23 protein-coding genes are annotated in these 24,421 nt (G+C 28.8%); 16 read left to right on the top strand and 7 right to left on the bottom strand.

Translation table 11 applies throughout. The features are described 5' to 3' along the window. Positions 1 to 14 precede the first annotated feature (14 nt). A complete protein-coding gene (locus tag L1S33_RS07510) occupies positions 15 to 368 on the bottom strand; it encodes a helix-turn-helix domain-containing protein (RefSeq protein WP_240552365.1) in 354 nt (117 codons plus the stop codon). Positions 369 to 699: 331 nt separating this feature from the next. On the opposite strand from L1S33_RS07510, the gene L1S33_RS07505 reads away from it, so the two are divergent. The 5 genes from L1S33_RS07505 (at position 700) to L1S33_RS07485 (ending at position 5,721) form a co-directional block, all read left to right on the top strand. Continuing rightward, positions 700 to 1,743: a M14 family zinc carboxypeptidase gene (locus L1S33_RS07505; protein ID WP_240561876.1), complete on the top strand. Its 1,044-nt coding sequence runs from the start codon at positions 700 to 702 to the stop codon at positions 1,741 to 1,743. A gap of 85 nt (positions 1,744 to 1,828) precedes the next feature. Next, on the top strand, positions 1,829 to 2,308 hold the full coding sequence (locus L1S33_RS07500) for an Lrp/AsnC family transcriptional regulator (protein ID WP_240552363.1): 480 nt from the start codon (positions 1,829 to 1,831) through the stop codon (positions 2,306 to 2,308). Between the two features lie 107 nt (positions 2,309 to 2,415). Further along, on the top strand, positions 2,416 to 4,404 hold the full coding sequence (locus L1S33_RS07495) for an alpha-ketoacid dehydrogenase subunit alpha/beta (RefSeq protein ID WP_240561875.1): 1,989 nt from the start codon (positions 2,416 to 2,418) through the stop codon (positions 4,402 to 4,404). Between the two features lie 130 nt (positions 4,405 to 4,534). Next, a complete protein-coding gene (locus L1S33_RS07490) occupies positions 4,535 to 5,542 on the top strand; it encodes an NADP-dependent oxidoreductase (protein WP_240561971.1) in 1,008 nt (335 codons plus the stop codon). Next, positions 5,542 to 5,721, top strand: a complete 180-nt coding sequence (locus L1S33_RS07485) for a CPXCG motif-containing cysteine-rich protein (RefSeq protein ID WP_240561874.1) — start codon at positions 5,542 to 5,544, stop codon at positions 5,719 to 5,721. The genes L1S33_RS07490 and L1S33_RS07485 overlap by 1 nt, the downstream gene beginning before the upstream one ends. A 164-nt stretch (positions 5,722 to 5,885) precedes the next feature. On the opposite strand, the gene L1S33_RS07480 is transcribed toward L1S33_RS07485, so the two are convergent. The 5 genes from L1S33_RS07480 to L1S33_RS07460 are packed head-to-tail and all read right to left on the bottom strand — an operon-like array spanning position 5,886 to position 11,596. Then, positions 5,886 to 7,658, bottom strand: a complete 1,773-nt coding sequence (locus L1S33_RS07480) for an ABC transporter ATP-binding protein (protein ID WP_240561873.1) — start codon at positions 7,656 to 7,658, stop codon at positions 5,886 to 5,888. Between the two features lie 26 nt (positions 7,659 to 7,684). Continuing rightward, the gene (locus L1S33_RS07475; protein WP_240552359.1) at positions 7,685 to 8,389 is read right to left on the bottom strand and encodes a pseudouridine synthase; all 705 of its coding nucleotides are present in this window, start codon (positions 8,387 to 8,389) and stop codon (positions 7,685 to 7,687) included. Continuing rightward, positions 8,390 to 9,436, bottom strand: a complete 1,047-nt coding sequence (locus L1S33_RS07470) for a TlpA disulfide reductase family protein (protein ID WP_240561872.1) — start codon at positions 9,434 to 9,436, stop codon at positions 8,390 to 8,392. It abuts the gene before it with no gap. Then, positions 9,423 to 10,622, bottom strand: coding sequence for a multidrug effflux MFS transporter (locus L1S33_RS07465; protein ID WP_240561871.1), 1,200 nt, complete (start codon positions 10,620 to 10,622; stop codon positions 9,423 to 9,425). Before L1S33_RS07465 ends, L1S33_RS07470 begins: the two co-directional genes overlap by 14 nt. Positions 10,623 to 10,636: 14 nt before the next feature. Then, positions 10,637 to 11,596 (bottom strand): tRNA dihydrouridine synthase, encoded by a 960-nt coding sequence (locus L1S33_RS07460; protein WP_240552355.1) that lies wholly within the window; start codon positions 11,594 to 11,596, stop codon positions 10,637 to 10,639. 184 nt (positions 11,597 to 11,780) lie between these two features. On the opposite strand from L1S33_RS07460, the gene L1S33_RS07455 reads away from it, so the two are divergent. The 9 genes from L1S33_RS07455 to L1S33_RS07415 all read left to right on the top strand — a co-directional run bounded on the left by L1S33_RS07455 (position 11,781) and on the right by L1S33_RS07415 (position 20,279). Further along, a complete protein-coding gene (locus L1S33_RS07455; protein ID WP_240561870.1) occupies positions 11,781 to 11,948 on the top strand; it encodes a Lacal_2735 family protein in 168 nt (55 codons plus the stop codon). Positions 11,949 to 12,175: 227 nt separating this feature from the next. Further along, positions 12,176 to 12,592, top strand: a complete 417-nt coding sequence (locus L1S33_RS07450; protein ID WP_394801764.1) for a response regulator — start codon at positions 12,176 to 12,178, stop codon at positions 12,590 to 12,592. Between the two features lie 2 nt (positions 12,593 to 12,594). Further along, entirely contained in the window at positions 12,595 to 13,134 is a 540-nt protein-coding gene (locus tag L1S33_RS07445; protein WP_240552352.1) for a heme NO-binding domain-containing protein, read from the top strand. Then, a complete protein-coding gene (locus L1S33_RS07440) occupies positions 13,134 to 14,351 on the top strand; it encodes a sensor histidine kinase (protein WP_240561868.1) in 1,218 nt (405 codons plus the stop codon). Before L1S33_RS07445 ends, L1S33_RS07440 begins: the two co-directional genes overlap by 1 nt. A gap of 1 nt (position 14,352) precedes the next feature. After that, positions 14,353 to 15,498: an FIST signal transduction protein gene (locus tag L1S33_RS07435; RefSeq protein ID WP_240561867.1), complete on the top strand. Its 1,146-nt coding sequence runs from the start codon at positions 14,353 to 14,355 to the stop codon at positions 15,496 to 15,498. Continuing rightward, positions 15,498 to 16,541 carry a sensor histidine kinase gene (locus L1S33_RS07430; RefSeq protein WP_240561866.1) on the top strand — a complete coding sequence of 348 codons (1,044 nt, stop codon included), beginning with the start codon at positions 15,498 to 15,500 and terminating at the stop codon, positions 16,539 to 16,541. The genes L1S33_RS07435 and L1S33_RS07430 overlap by 1 nt, the downstream gene beginning before the upstream one ends. A 1-nt stretch (position 16,542) precedes the next feature. After that, complete coding sequence (locus L1S33_RS07425) at positions 16,543 to 16,860, top strand: Hpt domain-containing protein (RefSeq protein WP_240561865.1); 318 nt, start codon at positions 16,543 to 16,545, stop codon at positions 16,858 to 16,860. 5 nt (positions 16,861 to 16,865) lie between these two features. Further along, positions 16,866 to 17,576, top strand: coding sequence for a LytR/AlgR family response regulator transcription factor (locus L1S33_RS07420; RefSeq protein WP_240561864.1), 711 nt, complete (start codon positions 16,866 to 16,868; stop codon positions 17,574 to 17,576). Positions 17,577 to 17,687: 111 nt separating this feature from the next. After that, on the top strand, positions 17,688 to 20,279 hold the full coding sequence (locus L1S33_RS07415; protein ID WP_240561863.1) for a DUF6923 family protein: 2,592 nt from the start codon (positions 17,688 to 17,690) through the stop codon (positions 20,277 to 20,279). 248 nt (positions 20,280 to 20,527) lie between these two features. Here the strand turns inward: L1S33_RS07415 and L1S33_RS07410 are convergent, their stop codons facing one another. Continuing rightward, a complete protein-coding gene (locus tag L1S33_RS07410) occupies positions 20,528 to 22,573 on the bottom strand; it encodes a tetratricopeptide repeat protein (RefSeq protein WP_240561862.1) in 2,046 nt (681 codons plus the stop codon). Between the two features lie 197 nt (positions 22,574 to 22,770). Between L1S33_RS07410 and L1S33_RS07405 the strand changes: the two genes are divergently transcribed. Further along, positions 22,771 to 23,049 (top strand): hypothetical protein, encoded by a 279-nt coding sequence (locus L1S33_RS07405; protein ID WP_240561861.1) that lies wholly within the window; start codon positions 22,771 to 22,773, stop codon positions 23,047 to 23,049. Positions 23,050 to 23,079: 30 nt separating this feature from the next. Then, positions 23,080 to 24,336, top strand: coding sequence for an oligosaccharide flippase family protein (locus L1S33_RS07400; protein ID WP_240561860.1), 1,257 nt, complete (start codon positions 23,080 to 23,082; stop codon positions 24,334 to 24,336). Positions 24,337 to 24,421: the final 85 nt, after the last annotated feature.

The raw sequence follows: 24,421 nt of genomic DNA, 5'->3' as shown, positions 1-24,421 counted from the left end.
GATAAGTAGTTCTTCTACTTGTTGTATTCTTCAAAAGTACCGTCTTCATAAAAAACAACAATTCGTTGTATCTTTTTCTCAGACCTAGAGTTATTGTTTGAAGCCGATAAATTTGGTAGGGAAGAAGTAGTTTGTCTCTTTTCTTTCGGAAAATTTCCTGTTCCATTTAAAAGCCAATACATATCAACATCGGTGTATGTGTTTGTAATTTTCAAAACAAAATCCAAACTTGGTTTGTTTCTTCCGGAAAGAATATGCGAGATAGAAGAGCGCTGTACGCCAATTGCATCTGCAAAATTAGATGCCGTTAATTGGTGAAATTCCATCACTTTTTTAAGTCTGTTTATAAAATCTGCTGTGTTTACCATTGTAACATATTTGCGATGTTACAAATGTAACATTTGTAAAATTCAATTACAAGTTTACAATGTTAAATCATTAGCACAATAAAATTAATTTAAATAATAACTTTATTTAAGTGTTTTTAATAAACTCAAAAACAATCGATTAAATAATTAATATAATAAAAATCAATGCTGAGGTTTTTTTAATATTGAAAGAGTTTGATGAAAAATAATTTTTGAATAGAATTGTAAATTAAATTCACAAATTATCGTTTTACATTTGTAACAATTGATAAATTTACTTTTGTAAAACATCCTAAAATAAAATGTTACTTTTGTCAAGTAAAAAAGAACTATGCAATTACTTTCTATTTTAGAATTACAAAAAATATATCAGCAGCAAAAAGAAACTTCGTTGTTTGGTAAGTGGATTACTTTTGAAGATATTAAACCTAATATTTTAAAATTGAATAAAACAAAAGTTTCACAAATTGGAACTTCGGAAAAAAACACTCCTATATATAGTGTCTCATTTGGAAGCGGAAAACGAAAGATTTTAATTTGGTCTCAAATGCACGGAAACGAAAGCACAGGAACCAAAGCTGTTTTCGATTTGTTAAATGTTATTGAAAATAGTAATGAGACTTTTGTACAAGAGGTTTTAAATAACTGTACTATTAAAATTATACCAATGCTAAATCCAGATGGATCTAAAGCATATACAAGAGTAAATGCAAATAACATTGATTTAAATAGAGATGCAGTTGCATTACAAGCAAAAGAAAGTAAATTGTTGCGTACGGTTTTAGATGATTTTAAGCCGCAATTTTGCTTTAATCTACATGATCAGCGTACGATTTTTGGAGTAGAGGGAACAGAAAACCCTGCAACTATATCTTTTTTAGCACCTTCGGAAGAGGAAACAAGATCGCTAACTGATGGGAGAAAGCAAACAATGAATGTAATTGTTGCTATGAATTCACTTTTGCAACAAATTATACCAAACTTTATTGGGCGTTATACGGATGAGTTTTATCCAACTGCAACTGGAGATAATTTTCAGAAGTTAGGTTACAATACAATTTTAATTGAAGCTGGTCATTTTCCTGACGATTATAATAGGGAAGAAGCGCGTAAATTTAATTTCTTTGCGCTTTTACAAGGAGTTTGTCATGTAGCAATTGCTAAAAACTTTGATGAGTATAAGCTGTATTTTGACATTCCTAACAATCAAAAATCATTTTTCGATGTAATTCATAGATATGGTAATCAAGATGATAAAGCATTTCAGTATATAGATAAAATTATTGAAGGCAAATTTGTTTCTAAACTAGAAGAAATACAAAAAGAAGAGTTAAATAATCAGAAAGGACACAACGAAATCGTTTTCGAGAGTTAATTTTTTTGAATTTTTCTCGTTTTTTCTTTCATTTATTTGTAAAAAATATATATTTTTGCGGTATTATTTGAATAAAACACAAAAAATGAAGAAATTCGTATTAGATGAAATAGATCATCAAATTTTAGATATTTTAATTGAAAATGCTAGAACTCCGTTTACTGATATTGCAAAAAAATTATTAGTATCTGCAGGAACAATTCATGTTCGTGTTAAAAAGATGGAAGATGAAGGTATAATTCAAGGTTCTACGTTAACTTTGAATTACGAAAAAATGGGTTACTCTTTTATTGCGCATGTAGGTATTTTTCTAGAAAAAACATCTATGACACAAGATGTAATAGATAATTTACGTAAAATACCAAACGTTACTGTAGCTTATGTTGTAGCAGGTGTTTATAATATATTTTGTAAAGTAAGAGCAAAAGGAACTAATGATGCAAAAGACATTATTTATGCAATAGATGAAATTCCTGGAGTTAATAGAACAGAAACTACAATTGCTTTAGAAGAAAGTATCAATGATAAAAAACGTATGATGCATGCTATTTTTAAAGAATTATAATATATAAATGCATAAATATTATCAAATCCTCATTTTTAATGAGGATTTTTTTATGCATTGATATTTTTTCTGTATATGTTTGTAAGGAACAAACAACTATTTTATTAATGTCTAATCAAATTTCGTATTCAAAAAATACAATAGATAAAGCTACATTACTTCATTTATACAAATCGATGTTAAAGCCTCGGTTAATCGAAGAAAAAATGTTGATTTTATTGCGTCAAGGAAAAATTTCTAAATGGTTTTCTGGTATTGGTCAAGAAGCAATTTCTGTTGGAGTAACATCTGCATTAAATTCAGATGAATATATTTTACCAATGCATCGTAATTTAGGTGTTTTTACAACTCGTAAAATTCCATTACATAGACTTTTCTCGCAATGGCAAGGTAAATTAAATGGTTTTACAAAAGGAAGAGATAGAAGTTTCCATTTTGGAACACAAGACTATAATATTGTAGGAATGATTTCTCATTTAGGACCACAATTTGGAGTTGCAGACGGAATAGCGCTTGCCAATAAATTAAAAAACAATAAACAAGTTTGTGCTGTTTTTACTGGTGATGGAGGAACAAGTGAAGGAGATTTTCATGAAGCGCTAAATGTTGCTTCAGTTTGGTATTTACCTGTTTTGTTTTGTATTGAAAATAATGGTTACGGATTATCAACTCCTGTTTCTGAACAATTTAATTGTAGCGATTTAGCTGATAAAGGAATTGGCTACGGAATGGAAAGCCATGTAATTGATGGAAATAATATAATTGAAGTCTATACTAAAGTTACTGAGCTTGCAGAAAGTATAAGAAAAGAACCAAGACCCATTTTATTAGAGTTTAAAACCTTTAGAATGCGTGGTCATGAAGAGGCGAGTGGTACAAAATATGTTCCGCAAAACTTGATGGAAGAATGGGCAATGAAAGACCCGATTAAGAACTTTAAATCTTATTTATTGGCTGAAGGAATTCTTGCTGAAATAGAAAATGAAGCTTTTCATTCTGAAATAACAGCAGAGATCGATGAACATTTACAGTTAGCTTATAATGAAGAAAAAATAACTCCAAATTTAGAAACAGAACTTTCAGATGTTTATAAAGAATATGATTTTGAAGAAGTAATTCCGTCTGAAAAGAAGAATAATATTCGTCTTGTAGATGCAGTTTCAGAAGGTTTAAGACAATCAATGGAACGTTATGATAACTTAGTTATAATGGGACAAGATGTTGCAGAATACGGCGGTGTTTTTAAAATTACTGACGGATTTGTAGCACAATTTGGAAAAGAACGTGTTAGAAATACGCCAATTTGCGAATCGGCAATTGTTGCTGCTGCTTATGGTTTATCTGTAAACGGAATGAAGGCGGTGATGGAAATGCAATTTGCAGATTTTGTTTCCTCTGGCTTTAATCCCATTGTGAATTTGTTAGCAAAATCGCATTATAGATGGAATGAAAAAGCTGATGTAGTGGTAAGAATGCCTTGTGGCGCTGGTGTTGGAGCAGGACCGTTTCATAGTCAAACAAACGAAGCTTGGTTTACCAAAACACCTGGTTTAAAAGTGATTTATCCAGCGTTTCCAAAAGATGCAAAAGGTTTATTAGCGGCTTCAATTAATGATCCAAATCCGGTTTTGTTTTTTGAGCATAAAGCATTGTATAGATCTGTTTATCAAGAAGTATCAGAAGATTATTTTACGTTACCAATTGGCAAAGCTTCGCTTTTAAAAGAAGGGAATGACGTTACCATAATATCGTATGGTTTAGGAGTTCATTGGGCGTTAGAAGCCTTAGGAAAGAATACTGCAATAAGAGCAGATTTAATTGATTTGCGCTCATTGCAACCGTTAGATACAGCAACTATTTATGCTTCGGTAAAGAAAACTGGGCGCGCAATAATTTTGCAAGAAGATTCTATGTTTGGCGGTATTGCTAGTGATTTGTCGGCATTAATTACAGAAAATTGTTTCAACTATTTAGATTCGCCTGTAAAACGTGTTGCGAGTTTAGAAACTCCAATTCCGTTTGAGCCTAACTTAGAAAAGCAATATTTAGCAAACGCGCGTTTTGAAGAAAGTTTGTTAGAAGTCTTAAACTATTAAATTAAACTCTTATTTTAGCAAGTACACCCGCGCAAGGGATTGAGTGGCCTGTTTGAGCTCTTTTACTTTTTTGTAAAAAGCGAGTAACGAAAGCTCGACCTTTAGGTTGCGCCATAAAAACTAAATATATATAATGAATAAGCAAATTATCTTTAAAAAAAGACCAGTAGGAAATGTAGAATCGGATGTTTTTGAATTACAAAACAATCCTATTCCTGAATTAAAAGACGGAGAAGTCTTAATACAAAACCACTACATTTCTTTAGATCCTGCAATGCGTGGTTGGATGAATGATACAAAATCGTATATTCCGCCAGTTGCCATTAATGATGTTATGCGTTCTGGATCAATTGGTAAAGTAATTAAAGCCAATAATCATCCTACTTTTAAAGTTGGAGATTGTATTACAGGTTGGGGCGGCGTGCAACAATATATTGTTACAAACGGAGAAAATTACTATAAAGTTGATGATAAATTGGCGCCAATGCCAATGTATATAGGTACTTTAGGAATGCCAGGAATGACCGCTTATTTTGGAATTACCCAAGTTGGTAAAATAAAAGAAGGCGATATTGTTTTGGTTTCTGGAGCTGCAGGTGCTGTTGGAAGTGTGGTTGGACAAATTGCAAAAATTAAAGGTTGTACCGTTATTGGTATTGCTGGAGGTAAAGAAAAGTGCGATTATTTAGTAAATGAATTGGGTTTTGATGGAGCAATCGATTATAAATCAGACAATTTGTACGAGGCTTTAAAAGAAAAATGTCCAAAGGGAATTGACGTCTATTTTGATAATGTTGGTGGAGAAATTTTAGATGCGGCTTTAACAAAATTACGTATGCATGCTAGAGTTGTAATTTGTGGTGCAATTTCTCAATACAACAATAAAGCTAAAGTTAACGGGCCAAGTAATTACTTATCTTTATTGGTAACGCGTTCTACTATGCAAGGTATGGTTGTTATGGATTATGCTAAAGATTATGCAAAAGCTGCTCAAGAAATGGGTATGTGGATGGCGCAAGGAAAATTAAAATCTAAAGAGGATATTTACAACGGAATTGAGAATTTCTACGAAACGTATCAGCGTTTATTTACTGGTGATAAAAAAGGGAAATTAGTACTAAAAGTAATAGAGGAGTAGTGGAACACTTTTTTCAATGTCCACATTGTTGGGAATCCATTTCCATGGTTTTAGACCAAAGTGTAAGGCAACAAACCTATATTGAAGATTGCGAAGTTTGCTGTAATCCGATAGAAGTAAAGCCTACTTTTGAAACTAATGAGTTGATTTCTTTTAAAGCAAATTCTATTGAACAATAAATTAAAATGTCATTTCTGTAAAAAGGAGATGACATTTTTTTTGAAGCTATTTCCTGCTTTTCGCTATATCTTTTTGAGAAAAACAAAAAGGATGCCGCTGCAACCAGGGCTAAACTTGTTTGCTAACTTTCTGTACTTGCTGCAAATACAGGAATGATAAATGCTTAAATCTTAGATTGATATGTGTATAGCTCGTAATACCTACCTTCAAGAGTAATTAATTCGTCATGAGTTCCACGTTCTACAATATTACCGGCTTCTATAACCAAAATCTGATCTGCTTTTTTAATAGTGCTTAAACGGTGCGCAATAACAATGGTAGTTCTGTCTTTTATTAATTCGGCTAAACTTTTCTGAATCAATGCTTCGCTTTCTGTATCTAAGCTAGAGGTTGCTTCATCTAAAATTAGGACTCTTGGATTTGCTAAAATAGCACGTGCAATTGCCAAACGTTGTCTTTGACCTCCAGAAAGTTTTACGCCTCTTTCTCCAATTAATGTATCTAACCCTTTCTCAAAACGATCTGTAAATTCGTTTACATAAGCAGCGTTTACAGCATTTAATACTTCTGCTTCAGTTGCATTTGGTCTTGGAAATAGAATGTTTTCACGAATAGTGCCTTCAAATAAAAACTCATCTTGTAAAACAACTCCTAAATATTGTCGATAGCTACTTAATTTAACCTTTGCTAAATCTTGATTGTCAATAGTAACTGTACCGTCTTTTGGCGTTAAAAATGTTGCCGATAAACCTGCAATTGTAGATTTTCCAGAACCAGAACTTCCAACCAAAGCGGTTACAGAACCTGCTGGTGCTTTAAAGTTGATGTTATGCAATACTTCTTTTCCTTCTTCATAAGAAAACGAAACATCCTTAAATTCAATATCACCTTTAATAGTGTTTAATTGTGTTGTTCTGTCTTGGTTATCGTCTTCTGCAGTCATGTTCATTAACTCTTCAGTTCTATCCAAACCTGCTAATGCTTCTGTTAACTGACTTCCAATATTGCTCATTTGTACAATTGGAGCCACCATAAAAGCTAATAAAAAGGTAAATTGTATAAAATCACCAAAAGTCATGGTTTCTTGAATCATAAAATAACCGCCAATTCCCATAACGCCAGTTGTTGCTAAACCAATTAAAAAGGTTGAAGAACTTGTCATAATAGCAGTTGCAGTCATGCTTTTTTTAACATTCGTAAAAATATCTGCTACTCCTTTTTCAAAAATTTGACTTTCTTGTTCTTCTGCATTAAAAGCTTTAATAACTCTAATACCTGCTAAAGTTTCTGTTAGTCTTCCTTTAACTTCGGCGTTTATTTTTCCTCTGGCTCTAAAAACAGGTCTAATAAATTTGAAAGACTTTAAAGCTATAAATCCAAATATTGATAATGGCACAAAAGTGAAAAGTGTCATCCAAACATTCATTTTTAGTAAAATAACTAAGGTAAGAATTGCTGTAAACGTTCCGCCAACTAATTGTACTAATCCAGTACCAATAAGGTTTCTAACGCCTTCTACATCACTCATAATTCTAGAAACTAGCGCACCTGACTTTGTATTATCAAAAAAACTGATTGGCAACGATAACACCTTTTTTTGCACTTGTGCACGTAATTCGCTAATTAAATATTGCGCTTGTATGCTTAGTACTTTAGTTAATAAGAAAGAAGTGATTGCTTGTACAGAAATTGCAGCTATAACAATAAGAATTAAAGTGTATAACTGATTGTAATCTTTATTAGGAACAACTTCGTCTAACAAAACTTTACTTTGCATTGGTAGAACAAAACCAGATAAACTTCTAATAACTATTAATAACAAACCGATTAAAACTAATTTTCGCCTTGGCCAAATAATCGTTTTAAAAGCCTGTTTCATGGTAACTTTTGGCTTCGATTTATCTTTAATATCAACTGTGCTTTTTAGATGTTGCATGTTTTTTTAAATACTATAAATGAAAATTACTTTAATGGAGAAGTCCAATTAAAGACTTTAAATAATGTTATCCAATCTTTTGAAAATGTAGCTTTTAGAAATAATTTTTCTTCTAAAAACGGGTGTTTAAATTCTAAAGTTCCAGCATGCAAAAACATGTTTTTACAGCTAAAATTTTCTTCGAACATTACATTGTGATTTTTATCGCCATATTTAGGATCGCCTATTAATGGGTGCGATATTTTATTTGCATGTACACGTAATTGGTGCATTCTACCCGTTTTTGGTTTTAATTCAACTAAACTATAACGAGAAGAATCGTATGGTTTAACGGGAATGTCTAACACTATTTTTTCAATAGTTGTTAAATGTGTTTCTGCTTCTTTGTGTACTTTTCCGTCACGTCCTTTTACAGGAGAATCGATGATTTTAGTTTCAGGAGCATGTCCACGTACAATTCCGAAGTAGGTTTTATCAATCAGATTATCAGTAAACAACTCTTGAAACTTAGAAACATATTTAGTTTCTTTTGCTAAAAGAATAATTCCTGAAGTTTTTCTATCCAATCTGTGAATAGGGTAGAACTTACCGCCAACTTGTGCGTCTAACAATTGCAATAAAGATTCTTCATCTGCAACATTTCTAGAATGACGCGCATGATGTACTAAAACATTGTTAGGTTTGTTAACACAGATGATATATTCATCTTCAAAAATAATTTCTAAATCCAATTACTTAAATATTTTTTCTAATTCTGCTTCTAATTTTCCAATCGGAATTTTGTTTTGGATAATTCTTCCTTTATCATCTAACAAAACCATGTGTGGAATTCCACGCACTCCATACATTTTGGCAATATCATTATCATCATCATACACATGATTCCAATTTTCCATTCCGTCTTCATAAACACCATTTTCCCAGGCATTTATAGAACGATCTTGAGAAACGGTTACAATATCGAAACCTTGATTTTTATACGTGTCATATAATTTTTTAATTCTTGGTGAAAGTACTCGACATGGTCCACACCAACTTGCCCAAAAATCGATTAATACTGCTTTTTTACCACGTTTTACTTGTGCAAGTGTAGTAACTCTTCCAATTAAATTTGTGCCAGAAAAACCTTTTGCAATAGGTCTGTTTTCAATTTTTGCAGCAGCTTCAGCAATAACTGTCGTGTTTTTTAGCTCCGCTAAATAGGTTTTTAATTCAGTGTTTGTGGAGTTTTCTATTCTTTGTTGAATATCGCCAATGGTTTTTGATGATAATTTTTTCTGCTGAATAAGATGTAAACCTAATAGATTTGTACTGTTTTCTTGAATGAAGTTAAGGTAATTTTCGTTTATATAACTGTCATCAACATATTTAGATTTTGAAATTGCAGTTTGATGCATAGTATTCTGATAATCAGCATATTTTTGATGTAATTTTCCGCCTAAAACTGTAGCGTTATTTTTAGAGAAAAGCACGTTATATGATTCATTTTCAAGAATAATTTTATGTACATCTTCTTCTTTATTCAATTTTAAAAAAGCAACAGAAGGAGCATTAATTTTACCTTTTAATAAGATGTTTTTATTGCTGATTTTCGACTTAATAATTATGTCTAAATTACTGCCTAATAGATAAATACTGTCAGAATCTGTATAGTTTACACCAGAAATAGTGTATTCGTTAAAGGTCTTAGTAACCGGTACTTTTTTTTCTTTCTTTGGATTACACGCAAAGAAAAAAGATAAGCATCCGAAGAAAAAAAGATATTTAAGATTTTGCATATTGTTTTTTTACTAACTGCAGTAAAATTAAGGAAATAGTTCCACACACAAAAAATCCTACAAAAAGTGGGAGTGAAGTGGTAGTAACATATGCACCAATTAATGTTGCAATTGGAACCGCCATTATTGTTGAAACAAAACCGTTTATTGCAGATCCAACACCTGCAATATGCCCAATTGGTTGCATAGCCAATGATCTAATATTTCCGAATAAAAAACCAAGAGAGAAAAACTGTAACGCAAAGAATGTGAGTAGAATAGTGGCACTTGGATTTTCTTCTCCAAAAAATAATAGTACGTATGTTAATGATATAGCCACAAAGCAAACCATAAAAACAGAAACGAGTTTAAACATTCCGTATTTTACTACAAATGTTCCGTTAAAAAATGTTGCTAAACCTACACCAAAAGCTAGGCCTGCAAAAATAAATGGAAATTCTTCCTTTAACGAATATTGCTCTTCAAAAATCTTTTGAGAAGCTGATAAATACACCATAAAAGAACCTGTAATAAATCCTGAAATTATGGTAAAAATAATAGCCGATTTATGTTTTAGAAATTCTTTAGTTCCATCTACAAACAAGCTGACTTTAAAAGGCTTTTTGTGTGCTGGTTTTAAGGTTTCTGGCTGCCTTTTCCACAACCAAAACATTACTAAAACTCCAAATAATAATTGACTGTAAAAGATAGATTGCCAACCAAAATTGTCTAAAAATATTTTACCAATTGCTGGTGCAACTATGGGAACTAAAATGAAAATAACAACAACAAAAGACATTATACGTGCCATATAATCTCCAGAGAAACTATCGCGAACCATTGCAATACTTATAGTTCTTGGTGCAGAAAGTCCAATTCCTTGTAGTATTCTACCAAAAATCATCATTTCTAAACTATCTGCATAAACACAAATAATACTTGCAATTACAAATACTATAAATCCGAAATAAATTACGGGTTTTCTTCCCAAACTGTCTGAAATTGGTCCAGAAATTAACTGCCCAAAACCTAATCCCAAAAAAATCATGGTAATTAATAACTGATTATCATTAGATTGGGTAACGCCAACTGCTTTTCCTATTTCACTTAAAGCAGGTAATAAAGCGTCTATAGATAAGGCAACTAAAGACATTAATGAAGCCATTAATGCTATAAATTCTAATTGCTTTTTGTTTTGTTTTTGCATCCTGCAAAAGTAGGCTAATTATTCAGCTTTCTTTCGTCATTTAGTATATCTTTAACAGCATTTCTGTACTTAAACGGATTTGTTGCTTTTTTAATCTTTTTATAGGTTTTTTGCGGATTGTTAAAGGTTTTAGAAAAGTATTCCCAAAAGCCTAACATCTTCATTTTTATAGGTGTTGGACCTGATAAAGCTTCGTCATATTGTTGATAAATTTCATCATGAAAAGCTTCAAAAATATCCCAACGATCTGCAGGATATTCTGTTGTATTCGCTTTAATCATGCTTGGTAAAAATGGATCTGCAATTAAACCACGACCAATCATAAAATTATTGATAGAGGGGAAGCGTTCTTGCATCTTTTTAAAGCTTTTAACAGACGTAATATCGCCATTATAATAGAGTAGATGCTTTGTGTTTTCTATACATTTCTGAAAAGCATCTAAATCTACGCCACCTTTGTACAATTGTTTACCAATTCTTGCATGAATTGCAATGTTTTTAAGCGGATATTTGTCCAAAATAGGAAAAGAATGCAGAATTTCTTCGCTATTTTCATAACCCATTCGCATTTTCATGGAAACAATAACATCTGTTTCGTTGTGAACACGATGTAGAATTTCATCAATTTTAGTCGGATTACAAATTAATCCAGAACCCATACCAGATTTAGTAACCATTGGATATGGACAACCTAAATTCCAGTTTAATTCTTTATAACCTAATTCTTGAATGTATTTGGTTACAAACAGAAATTCTTCAGCATCATTACTAATTATCTGCGGAATAACTTCTAAAGTAGTATTATTTTCAAGTTCTAAATCTCGCTGATAACTAGATTTAATTTTTAATTTTCCGTTTAAGCGAATATACGGAGCATAAAAAGTATCAATTCCACCAAAGTATTTATTTTGTGCATTTCTAAAGCGAAAATCTGTGAAACCTTGTAAAGGTGAAGCTAATAATTTAAAACTCATATTTTATAATCAGCTGCAAATATAAATAGAAGTATAGTATTTTGTGTATGTTCCTTTTCATATTTTAAATTTACCTTTTCTTTATTTGTTTAAAAAAAGACGAGTAAAAACTAAACAATTATTTGTATTTTTAAAACGTTTTTAGAACTTTATTTCTAAAGTTAATAAATATAAATAAAAAACAATGTTCGGATTATTCAAAAAGAAATCAGAAAAAGAAAAACTGCAAGCACAGTATTCTAAATTATTAAAAGAAAGTCATAATTTATCTACTAAAAATAGAAAGTTAAGTGATCAAAAAGTTTTTGAGGCTGAGGAGGTTATGAAGAAACTTGAACAACTTGGTTCATAAGCTTTACTGAAAAAATAGAATTATTAAAAACTATAGAAAATTTTAAAACAGATCTTATTAATATAGCTTATTGAAGCTGTTGTTTTATGTTTTAGTGTATTTTATTAAATTCCATTCGTCTACACTTAATTGCATTTCATCTATAGAAAAGATGTAATTAAACTAGTGTAAATTATTATTATTTAAAAAATAAACTACTTTTATACCTAAGTATAATAATTATAGACATTTTGGAAAAAAAAATAAACATCTTATTAATTGAAGATAATTTAATTGAAATAATGAAAATGAAAAGAACAATTTCATTATTAAAATTAGATCATACAATACATGAGGCTAAAAACGGAGAAGAAGCTTTAAAAATTTTAGAAGATAAAAGTAAATTTCCTGATTTAATTTTATTAGATTTAAACATGCCAAAAATAAGTGGTATTGAATTTCTAACTATATTAAAAAAAGATGATGATTTAAAGCATATTCCAACAGTTATTTTAACAACTTCAGATAATCAGAAAGACTTAGAAAAATGCTTTGAAATAGGCGTTTCAGGTTATATTTTAAAACCTTTAAAGTATGATGATTATGTTAAAAAAATAGAAAATGTTTTATCTTATTGGAGTATTAATGAATTAAAAAAATATTAAATATGAAAGGTATTGTATTTACTGAGTTTTTAGACCTAGTAGAAGATAAATTTGGATTAGAAATGGTAGATAAGATCATTTTACAATCAGAATTAGAGTCAGAAGGTATTTACACAGCAATTGGTACATATAGTTTTTCTGAAATGCTACAATTAGTAACTAATTTAAGTACTAATACAGGTATTTCTACAGATAATTTACTTTTAGTTTACGCAGAGCATTTTTTCTCAGTAATTGAATCAAGTTATCCAGGTCTTTTAGCTACATATAAAGATCCAATAGAGATGTTAGCTTCGATAGAAAATCATATTCATGTAGAAGTACAAAAAATATATCCAGATGCTGAGTTACCTACTTTTGTAATAGAAGAAAAAACAGAAAACTCTATAATAATGGTTTATAAATCTAGTAGAGCGATGCATCATTTTGGTTTAGGTTTAATGAATAAAACTTTTGAGCATTTTAATTCAAAAGCATCTATTGTTTTAGAAAAAATAAAAGAAGACGGTACAGAAGTTAGGTTTATTGTTAATAAGAATTAATGAGCCAAGATCAAATAGCAATATTACAACGTGCTCTTAAACGTGAAAAAGCTGCAAGAAAATCTGCAGAGAAAATTCTTGAAGACAAGTCAAGAGAATTATATGCTATATCTCAAGAATTAAAAACTTCCAATTTAAAATTAAATGATCTTTTAGATGAGAAATCATCAACATTAAAAGGAATTTTCGAAAACATTAATGATGCTTATCTAGTAATGGATTTGTGGGGTAATGTATTAAGGATGAATGATGTTGCTATAGATTTTTTTGGCTATGATATCGAAAAAGAAAGGTTTAATGTTGCTGAGATAGTTTATAAAGATGATATAGAATATACTAGAGAAGCCTTTAAAAAACTTTATGAAGAGGGTGCTTTTAATAATTACACAGCAAGAATTTATACCAAAAAAGGAGATGTAAAATGGTTGCTAATAAATGCAACTATTGTTTATGATAAAGAAAACAAACCAATTGCAGCTCAAGGAATAATTAGAGATATAACTTTTATTAAGTCTTTAGAAGAACAAAAAGAAAAAATACTAAAAGAGTTAGAAAAAAGAAATGAAGAGTTGTATGAATATGCACATATTGTTTCTCACGATTTAAAATCTCCTTTAAGAAATATCGATGCCTTAATTTCATGGATAAAGTCTGATAATAAAGATAATTTTGATGAATTAACTATTCAGAATTTTGATCTTATAGAAACTACTATAGAAACCATGGAAACCCTAATCTCTAATGTATTAGAGTACTCTAGTGCCGGTGCAAATATTGGAAATGAAACTGAAGTAGATTTAAATAAAATAGTTGATGATTTAAAAGAGTTTTTATTCATTCCTAAACATATTTCTGTAAATAAATTAAATAAGTTACCTACTTTAAAAGGTGATTCAACAAAGTTTCAGCAAGTATTTCAAAATTTTTTAAGCAATGCTATTAAGTTTTGTGATAAAGAAATTGGTATTATAGAAATAGATTACAAAGAAAATCAAGAATATCACCAATTTTCTATTAAAGATAATGGTATTGGAATAGAGAAAAAATACCATGATAAAATTTTTAAAGTCTTTCACTCTTTAAATAAAAGAGAAGACTCTACAGGAATAGGTCTATCAATTGTTAAAAAAATAATTGAGTTATATGATGGTAATATTTGGTTAGAAAGTGAGCCTAATAAAGGGACAACATTTTTCTTTACAATAAAAATAAAATAAAATGAAAACTGTACAATTAAGAAAAAATATTAATACTGATTGGGAATATTTATCAGAAAAAATAGATTTAAAAGAACCTTTAGTTTTAGTTTTTGGAAATAGATATATGTTAGAAAGTGATACTATTTATAATGATATCAAAAATCTTTTTAAAGATGGTCATATTGTTTTTGGTTCTGCATCAGGAGATATTTCTACACAATCTGTCAATGATGATAGTATTACAATAACTGCAATAGAATTTGAAAAAAGTAAATTCATTATCAAAACAACAAATGTACTTGAGGGTAAATCTAGTATTGAAATTGATAGTTTTAAAGTGGGTGAAAATTTAATAAATGAATTACCTCAAGAGGGTTTAAAACACGTTTTTGTACTTTCTGAAGGAAGTTTTATAAATGGAAGTCAACTAACTAAAGGGATGAATGCAGCGACCCATGATAATCTTTTAATTACAGGAGCTTTATGTGGTGATGCTGCAAGATTTGAGAAAACTATTTCTTCTTATAATGAAAACCCAAAAGCAGGAGAGATTGTTGCAATTGGTTTATACGGAGATTCTTTAGAGATTTCATTTTCTATTAATGGAGGTTGGACTCCTTTTGGGCCAGAAAGAACAGTAACAAAATCTAAAGGAAATATTTTATATGAGTTAGACAATATACCTGCATTAGATTTATATAAAAAGTATTTAGGTGATAAAGCAAAAGAATTACCCGGAGCAGCACTTTTATACCCTTTAAATGTAAAGTCTGTAGAAGATAATAATTCTATTGTTAGAACTATTTTAAATATTGATGAAGAAGAAAATTCAATGATTTTAGCAGGTGATATTTTAGAAAATTCTAAAGTACAATTAATGATGACTAATGTAGATAATATTGTAAATGCTGCAGAAAAAGCAGCTATTAACGCATCTGAAACTAGAAAAAATAAAGCAGAATTGGCCATTTTGGTAAGCTGTATTGGTAGAAAATTAGTTTTAGATCAAAGAGTAGAAGAGGAGGTAGAAGAAGTTATGGAAGTAGTAGGGAGTTCAACTACAATTACTGGGCTATATTCTTATGGAGAAATAGCACCGTTTATAGGACAAAATAACTGCCAATTACATAATCAAACAATGACAGTTACATTAATAAGCGAATAATGAATTCTTTATTAAAAAGACAAATAAGAAAATTTCTGCCAAAAGAATTTCAATCTAATAGTAAATTGGATAATTTTTTAGATGCTATAAATAGATCTTATACTACTTCCGAAGAGCAATTTACAATGTTGCAAAGAGCAACAACCATTAGTTCTGAAGAACTTTTTACTGCCAATCAAAAATTAAAGGAAGAGTCCGATTCACAAAAAAAAATAATAGATAAACTTAAAAACCTAATAGACACTTTAAAATTTTATGACCTAGAAGAAGACCAATTATTAGAGAGTTCAGATTCATTAAAATTAGTTGATTTTATTGATAACCAAACCAAAGAAATCATAAAAATAAATAAACAGAAAGATAAATTAGTAGAAAGTTTAGAACGCCAAAATCAAGAATTAAATGATTATGCTCATATGGTTTCTCACGATTTAAAATCACCTCTCCAAAGCATAGATGCTTTAACAACATGGGTTATAGATGATTATTCTGAGGTTTTAGATGCTTCTGGAAAAGAAACTTTGGAGCTTATTAGAGATAATGTAGAAAAAATGGATACACTTGTAAAAGGGATTTTACAATATTCTACAATTGATAAAATTGAAAAAGAGTTATATGATGTAAGTTTAAACATCCTAGTAAATAATATTATAAATAACTTAGATCAAACAGAAAATGTTTCTTTTATAATTCCTAATAAACTACCAATAATTAAAGGAGATAACTATAGGTTAGAACAACTATTCTCTCATTTAATAAACAACGCTATTAAGTTTAATGATAAAAAACAGATTAGTATTGAAATAGGATTTACAGAAGAAAGTAACTATTGGAAGTTCTATATAAAGGATAATGGTAAAGGGATTGAGAAAAAATATTTCGATAAAATATTTGTAGCATTTCAAAAGTTAGAAGATAATTATCAATCTTCTGGAATTGGATTATCTATTGTAAAAAAAATAGTTGAATTATATAAAGGTGAAATTTATTTACAATCTACATTAAATGAAGGTTCAACTTTTTATTTTAGCATAAAAAAGTAAGATGGAAAAACCTAATTTAGAATATATAAATCAGTTAGCAAGAGGAGATCAATCTATTAAAAATGAATTAATAGATGTAATAAAAACTGAGTTTCCAGAAGAGAAAAAAGACTACTATAATAGGCTAGAAAATAAGGAGTACAAAAAAATTGAAGAAAATGTTCATAAAATTAAACATAAAATTAGTATTTTGGGACTTGAAAAAAGTTATGAAATAGCCAATAAGTTTGAGCATAATCTTAGAGAACTAAATTTAAAAGGGAAGGAAGATTTTGATAAAATTTTAAAAGCAATTTCAGACTATATAGACACTATATAAGTTTTATGAATTGTATTATTGTTGATGATGAAAAAATGGCAAGAGTTATTATTAAAACTCTATGCAACGAAATTAGTTCTTTAAGTATTGTTGATGAGTTTTCGAATGCAATACAAGCTATTAAGTTTTTGAATGAGAATGAGATAGATCTTATTTTTCTTGACATTCATATGCCTGATTTTAATGGTTTAGACTTTATTAGAAGTCTAAAAAATCCACCAAAGATTATATTAACAACTTCAGATCCAAAATTTGCTATTGAAGCTTTTGAATATGACTTTATAGTTGACTACTTATTAAAACCAATAGAATTACCTCGTTTTAAAAAAGCAATAGATAAAGCAGAAAAAAAAGAAGTTTCTAAGACCAATGCTTCTTCAAATACTTCCACTTCTAAAGAAATAGATAATGATTTTTATGTAAATATTGATAGACGCTTAATTAAAATTGATTTACCTAGCATCTATTTAATTGAAGCTAAAGGAGATTATATAAAAATAAAAACTGAAGATAAAGATTATACTGTACATTCTACTTTAAAAAAAATAGAAGAAAAATTACCAGATTCATTATTCCTTAAAGTACACCGTTCTTACATTATTAATGTAAAAAAAATTATTGATATTGAAGATAATAGTGTTTTAATAAAAAGAGATGTTATACCTGTAAGTAGATCAAAAAGGCCAGAATTAATGAAAAGATTAGATTTATTATAATTTTCATCGATACAAAATGTACATTTCGTCTATAGTTAATTTGAGGAGAACGAAAAAAAGTACATAAGCTTCATTTAGTGTATATTTTTGTGATATAAAAATTTAGATATCATGAAAAAAATTACTTTTAAATCTCTTATTTTAAGATTTACTTTATTAGTTATTACTTTTACAAATTACGCTCAGACAACACCTTTTAATTGTGATTATAGTGCATATTTATTTCAATATAATGATGTTTATGCAGTTGATTTAGCATCTGGTAATTCTTACCTAGCAGCTTCAGATATTACATCAGGAAATATAAATGCTACTGCTTATAATCCTACAGATGGTTATATTTGGGGTTATTTAAGTGCTCCATCTAAATCTATTGTAAGAATTGGTAAAAATTTTCAAACAACAACTTTTACACTTCCAGAATTAACTACTGGTAATAAATATGTCGGAGATATTAGCCCAGATGGTATTTATTATTTTAAAGCAGGAGGAACAGCTTATTACAAAGTAGACTTAAACCCTGACTCACCAACCTATTTACAATACTTATCTTCTGAAACACTATCTCAAAATATTAGTATTCACGATTGGGCTTTTAATGCAGTAGACGGAAATTTATATGCTGTAGCAAAAAATAGTAATATTTTGTATCGTATTAACCCAACAACAAGTGTTGTAGAAACTCTAGGGGAAGTACCTGTTTTATCTGGACTTAACTACACCTATGGTGCGGTTTATTTTGATGCAGATGGACGTTTTTATGTATCAGCAAATCAAACAGGAACTATTTATGTTATTCAAAGTGTACAAGATTTAAGTCCAACATCAACAATAGATTCTAATTTATTTGCTTTTGGTCCATCTAGTGCTAGTAACGATGGAGCACGTTGTCCAACAGCACCTGTTGCGCAAGAGATTTGTGATAACGGTATCGATGACGATGGAGATGGTTTAATAGATTGTGAAGACCCTTCATGCTCTGGTTTTGGAAATTGCGCAGTAGTTACAGCTCCTTCTACAGCTAAGGATGGTGGTTTAGAAAGTAATGGTAGATTATCTGAAGCAATTAATAAGCGTAATTTTAATCGTGCTAAAAAAAGTTATAAATTCAATCAGTTAACAGCAAAACGAGTAACAAAAGAAACACAACAGACCCAAAGAAATTCTACAACAGGCTTTCAATTACAAGACTTTGTGCCTTTAACAACAATTAATGAAGATTACGTAGTAGACTCTACACCTTCAGATTTAGTTAATATTACAAATGCTACAGAAGTGTACTCTGTAGATTACATGAGAAATGATGCTTCTATTGCTTCTGTTTTAGCAATAAAAACAGAAAACGGAGTATATGAACACACTAAATACATATGTGATAGATTATTAGGAGCAGAATTAATAACAGTATCTACAATAGAAATTAACGATCAACCTTTTATAAAAGCAATTATTAAAAATGCAGATGGTTCTTTTGAATATGTTTTAAGCCTATCGGCCAAAGCAGAAAATAACGACACTAATTTTGCAATAGAAAGTCACTGGAACTTAGATTTATACCAAGAGAATGAAACTTTTTACAATTTTCAAATCTGGTCAGATTCTATAGACGATTTATATAGTTTAGCACAGGAAGTATTATACTTATTAAACACTGAGAAAACAATATCTAGTTATCAATTATCTGCTCCTCCAACTGTTTTTGTTAGAAAAGGAAAATATATTAATGGAGCTTTAGATTTACAAATTATAAATACAAATGCTACTAATGATGTTACTTACGATTCTGGATATAGAGTAACCGAAACTAGCGATTTTAACTACTCTTCGTCTAATATTAGTTTAAACCAAAATTATATTACAGATATAACAGTACCAACAGGGCATTTGTTTGATGTTGGTTTTAGAATTGGTGATGGGGTAAACATACCAGACGATTTATTTATGTCTGATGGACCTTGGGGTGTTGATGATTCACAAACTAATACAACAGTTAACGAGTATATGGTTTCACAAAATGATTATACTTTTGATTATGGAGACTTTCCTATTGAAAGAAATGTGAAATTACAAGCAACAACAGACACCTATTTTGCTGCTTACAGAGCCCTTACACCAAGATTTAAACCAGTAAATTTAATAGACTATAATAACTTAAAATTACAAGCAAAAGGTACTGGAAAACTTGAAATTACTTTTGTTAAAAAAAGTATAAGTAATTGGGAAGAACAATTTAAAACTACAATTATATTAACAGATAATTTTCAAGATTTTTCAATTCCATTTTCAAGTTTTACCTCTACTATTGGAACAGATTTAATATTAGATGATATTGTAACAATTGTATTTACAATGGAAGCTGAAAATGGACAAATTGAAACAAAAGAAATGAATTTATATGACTTAAGATTTTCGAATAGTGAAGCTTTAAATGTAAATACTTTTGAAAAAGAGTTAAATAGTATTAAAGCAACACCAAACCCAATGTCAAGTTCTACAAATATAGAATTTACATCTAACACATCAGAAAAAATAAAATTTATAGTTTATGATCAGTTAGGTAGATTAATAGAAATAAATAATCATATGACAAAAATAGGTTTAAATAAAATAACTTTTATAAACAATAATTTGAATTCAGGGTTGTATTTTTTTAAAATAGTAGGAACTCAAAATTATAAAACAATTAAACTAATAATTAATTAAAACATCATAAAAGTTAAAAAACTATATTAGTCCCCGAAATCCCTTTTAGGGATTATAAGGCAAAAGTTAAATCTTTTGCCTTTGCTTTTTAAAATAGGTATAAATACAATGTTATTTTGGATAGATAAAATTTCTAAGATTGTCCGGTGTCAATTAAATTTATAAACTGTAACAAAATTTAAACTATCTAATCCTTATAAAATAATAAGTAATATGATGAATAAGTTAAAGGGTAAATTGAGCTAATATTACTTTCTAAAAATAGGCTTCTTAAACAAATCCCACTTTAATCTTAATCCAGCTTCAGTAAAAGTAAAACCAGCAGCAGTTGCAGAAGCAATATTACTATGTAATCCATATAAATTTACTGAAAATCTATTAGAGAAATTGTAACCTAGTTTACCTTGAAAACGATAAGTGCTTTGTTGTGGTTGATCTTCTATAAACTGTAAACCGGTAGCTACATTTAGATTGTAAAACCATTTACCTTTTTGGTTTTTTACCAGTTCTAAAAATACTTCATAAACATTAAATTTTTCTGGACTAAAGTATATGGTTGGTACTTGATCTTTAAACGTTATGTATTGGTAATTTAAACCAGCTTTAAGTACAGGTTTACTTAATAGGTTATAATATAAAGAGGTAAATAGTAAGTGGCTTTGGTTATTATCGTTTTGCCATGTGTAATTGTATTGAGTAAACCAACCTAATTTAAAATTAGTATTAACGTTGTAATTAGCATATAATGTGTTCTGTTCAATTGCTCTACTTACTAAATCGGCATTAAAGTCTTGCCATTGTTTTTTAAAACCAAGATCTAAAGTTTGTAGTTTAAATGGTTTTAAATTAAACACAAAATCTGTTAAAAACTGTGTGTAATTTGTAGTTTTTGCTTTAATATCTGTAATACCAACATGTGTTCTCATGTTTATTTTTGGGTGTAATAAATAAGAGATACCTATTAATACATTATTTGCTTTTGCTTCATTTAAAGTTAATGTGTTTTTAGAGTCTCGATAACTATATACTCCATTTACTTGTAATTTTGTAGAAAGTGGTATGGTTACATTTACTAAAGAAGTAATAGCTTCATTATTTCCGTTATCAAAACTATAAGCAGTTTTACTTTCAACAAAAGGTATAAACTGTTTGTCTAGGATGTTTATAAAATTAATGGCATCTTTTTGATTTTTAAAAATGGATAAGGTCTTTTGGGCGCTATCATAAGCATCAACATATAAACTAGAAGCTTTTTGTGCATTAGCTTTTCCTAGATTACCATCAAAAGATAAGCTGTCGTTTTCTAAAATATTGTTGTAATCTTTAAGGCTCTTTTTAAAATCGCCTTTATAAGTGTTTAAAGTTGCTCGTAAAGCTAAAATCCAGTTTTCATTTGGTTTTGTAGCAATTAAATCTTTAATTAATATTTGGGCAGCTTTGTATTTTTTATTCCAAATTAATGCTTGTATGTAACGTTCAGTTGTTTGTTGTATTAATGCTTTATTTGAATCTGATAGGCTATCAAAAGCTAGTTTGCTAATTTTTAAGGCATCTTTTTCTTTTCCATTTAAATGCGAAACTAATGCTAAGCCATTCAATGCTGATAATTTATTTTCAGGATTTTTTGCTAATATATTATACGTGTCTTTTGCTTTATTAAATTGATTTGAAATTAAATACAAGTTTGCTAGATTTAAAAGTGTCTCTTTATCATTATTAAAAAGCGTTAGGTTTTCTTTTAACAAAGCCTCTGCAGCTACATAGTCTTGTGCTTGCTGTTTTTGGTAAGCATACCCTAAATACATGTATTTTTTAGAAGTTAATGCATTTGGGTTTCCTGGTAAAACATCTAATGCTTTATTAACGTAAATTAAAGCATATTTATATTCTTTTAAATTAGATAAAGTATTAGCATAGCCTAATAAACCTGCAAAATTTTTATTATTTTCCTTTAGAAGTGTTTGATAATATACTTTTGCTTCTGGAAATTTTTTACTCCAAAGTAATGATTCTGCATAATTTAATTTTACTTCAAAATCTGAAGGAAAATCTTTTAAAAGGTCTGTAAAAAGAGTTACTGCTTTTGAAGCATTTCCATTTAAACCTACTGCTCTTCCATAACAAAGTCTAGCAGTTTTATTGCTAGGGTAATCTTTTAATATATTTCTAAAAAAAACTTCTGCTTTTTGATTTTTACCAGTTTCTAAATAACTAAATCCTTCTTTCATGTCTTGTGTAAAAGCATTAAAACTAAAAAAAAGAAAGGCTATAATTACTAAAAATTTAAATTTCATTTTATATTTTTTATTAAATGCAAGTTATGCAATAGGTTTTAATCATTCAACTAAATAAGATTGTTTTTCCTTAATTATAAGTTAGACAATAGTAATCATTCATTGACCTTAATGAAATTGCATTTCATCGACAATTGATCTTTTTTTAAGACATGTATCTGATATTTGCAGTAATAATAACAAATAAAAATATACTTATGTCATTAAAAATATCAGAACAAAACGGAACATTCTTCGTAAACGGAAAAATTAACACGTCAACTTTAAATTCTTTTAAATCATATTTTCATTATAATTTATCTCAAAATAATAAGGTGATAATGAATATTGACAATGTAATTGAAATTGATAAAAGTGGATTAGAAATTATGAGAAGTTTAAACAATAAAGCGCTTTTAGAAAATAAAATGTTTTCTATAGTTGGGTATGGATGTAAAGAAATTTATGATGATTTTAATCAATTTAATGTAGCTTAATTTAAACTTAGTAAATAAAAATAAATAATCATGGCAATTTCAATTCCTTTAAAAAATAAAATTACTCCAGAACAAATCTTTATGATTAGTGGCTTGTTAGTAAATGCAGGTAACTATTTATATAATTTAGTTTTAGGTAGGTTTTTAGGTCCAGAGAAGTTTGCTGATGCCGCTATTATGATTACTTTTTTATTGGTACTTTCTTTTGTAGCAATGACCTTTCAATTAGTTACAGCAAAATTTTCTGTAATTTTTGAAGACACTATTTTTAAAACCTTTATTTCTAATACGTACAAAAATGCTGCAATTGTTGGTGTTTTATTGGGGATAAGTGTTGTCTTGTTTTCATCTGAACTGCAAACCTTTTTTAAAACATCAACATCATCAATGTTTGTAATTTTTGGAATAGGAATTCCATTTTATTTTTTAATGAGTGTAAATAGGGGAGTTTTTCAAGGTAAAAAAGAACTCACCTCACTATCTGTGACATACCAATTAGAAATGGTAAGTAGATTAATCATCACATTTGGATTATTATATTTCCTACAAATAGAATCTTCATTATTAATTGCAGCTGGTATTTTATGTTCTTTTATGTTTGGTTTAATTCCGTTTAAAATTAAAAAAATATCATTTTCTAACAATATTAAATTAGAAAAGGCACAAACAAAAATGGTACGTAATTTTTTTATAATTACAGCATTTTATGAGCTAACACAAATCATAATTAATAATAGCGATATTTTATTAGTAAAGCACTATTTTGAATCTTATGAAGCTGGTTTATATGCATCTTTAGCATTAATTGGAAGAGTAGTTTACTTTGTTGCTTGGATGTTTGTAATGTTATTATTACCAGCTGTTGTTCAACTTAAAAAGGAAGGAAAGCCTACATTACCAATCTTATTAAAATATGTTGGTTATATTGGTGTAATAGCAATAACTATTGTTGTAGTCTGTTATCTTTTTCCAGATCAAATAATAAATATATTATTTGGAGAAGGTTATTTAGAAATTACACCATTATTATGGAAATACGCTTTAGCAACTGGTATTTTTGCCATCTCAAATATATTTGCATATTACTATTTATCTCTAGAAAAATATGTCCCAGTAATCTTGTCAGGTATTTTTGGAATGCTTCAAATACTTTTGGTTGTTTTTTTCCATTCATCTTTAGAACAAGTTGTAAACGTGCAAATTATAGCAATGATTATTTTACTATTAGTACAGTTAATATTTTTCATTTTATCTAATTTAAAAGAAAGAACTAAAAAGCATATCTAAACCTTTATACCATTAATCTACACTTAATTGTATTTCAACCTCAACTAGCAATTTAAATATTTATATAGTCCGAAATTTGTAGTGT

The organism is Tenacibaculum aquimarinum (assembly GCF_022478115.1).
Taxonomy (GTDB): Bacteria; Bacteroidota; Bacteroidia; order Flavobacteriales; family Flavobacteriaceae; genus Polaribacter; species Polaribacter aquimarinum_A.
This window is presented reverse-complemented; position numbering and strand designations above follow the sequence as displayed.

Excerpts from the sequence above, each read along its gene's own strand:
- L1S33_RS07420 (WP_240561864.1), top strand. The coding sequence starts at position 16,866 with ATGAATTGTATTATTGTTGATGATGAAAAAATGGCAAGAGTTATTATT.
- L1S33_RS07425 (WP_240561865.1), top strand. The coding sequence starts at position 16,543 with ATGGAAAAACCTAATTTAGAATATATAAATCAGTTAGCAAGAGGAGAT.
- L1S33_RS07495 (WP_240561875.1), top strand. The coding sequence starts at position 2,416 with ATGTCTAATCAAATTTCGTATTCAAAAAATACAATAGATAAAGCTACA.
- L1S33_RS07430 (WP_240561866.1), top strand. The coding sequence starts at position 15,498 with ATGAATTCTTTATTAAAAAGACAAATAAGAAAATTTCTGCCAAAAGAA.
- L1S33_RS07460 (WP_240552355.1), bottom strand. The coding sequence starts at position 11,596 with ATGAGTTTTAAATTATTAGCTTCACCTTTACAAGGTTTCACAGATTTT.
- L1S33_RS07480 (WP_240561873.1), bottom strand. The coding sequence starts at position 7,658 with ATGCAACATCTAAAAAGCACAGTTGATATTAAAGATAAATCGAAGCCA.
- L1S33_RS07440 (WP_240561868.1), top strand. The coding sequence starts at position 13,134 with ATGAGCCAAGATCAAATAGCAATATTACAACGTGCTCTTAAACGTGAA.
- L1S33_RS07405 (WP_240561861.1), top strand. The coding sequence starts at position 22,771 with ATGTCATTAAAAATATCAGAACAAAACGGAACATTCTTCGTAAACGGA.
- L1S33_RS07470 (WP_240561872.1), bottom strand. The coding sequence starts at position 9,436 with ATGCAAAATCTTAAATATCTTTTTTTCTTCGGATGCTTATCTTTTTTC.
- L1S33_RS07445 (WP_240552352.1), top strand. The coding sequence starts at position 12,595 with ATGAAAGGTATTGTATTTACTGAGTTTTTAGACCTAGTAGAAGATAAA.
- L1S33_RS07500 (WP_240552363.1), top strand. The coding sequence starts at position 1,829 with ATGAAGAAATTCGTATTAGATGAAATAGATCATCAAATTTTAGATATT.
- L1S33_RS07400 (WP_240561860.1), top strand. The coding sequence starts at position 23,080 with ATGGCAATTTCAATTCCTTTAAAAAATAAAATTACTCCAGAACAAATC.
- L1S33_RS07510 (WP_240552365.1), bottom strand. The coding sequence starts at position 368 with ATGGTAAACACAGCAGATTTTATAAACAGACTTAAAAAAGTGATGGAA.
- L1S33_RS07415 (WP_240561863.1), top strand. The coding sequence starts at position 17,688 with ATGAAAAAAATTACTTTTAAATCTCTTATTTTAAGATTTACTTTATTA.
- L1S33_RS07435 (WP_240561867.1), top strand. The coding sequence starts at position 14,353 with ATGAAAACTGTACAATTAAGAAAAAATATTAATACTGATTGGGAATAT.
- L1S33_RS07410 (WP_240561862.1), bottom strand. The coding sequence starts at position 22,573 with ATGAAATTTAAATTTTTAGTAATTATAGCCTTTCTTTTTTTTAGTTTT.
- L1S33_RS07505 (WP_240561876.1), top strand. The coding sequence starts at position 700 with ATGCAATTACTTTCTATTTTAGAATTACAAAAAATATATCAGCAGCAA.
- L1S33_RS07455 (WP_240561870.1), top strand. The coding sequence starts at position 11,781 with ATGTTCGGATTATTCAAAAAGAAATCAGAAAAAGAAAAACTGCAAGCA.
- L1S33_RS07465 (WP_240561871.1), bottom strand. The coding sequence starts at position 10,622 with ATGCAAAAACAAAACAAAAAGCAATTAGAATTTATAGCATTAATGGCT.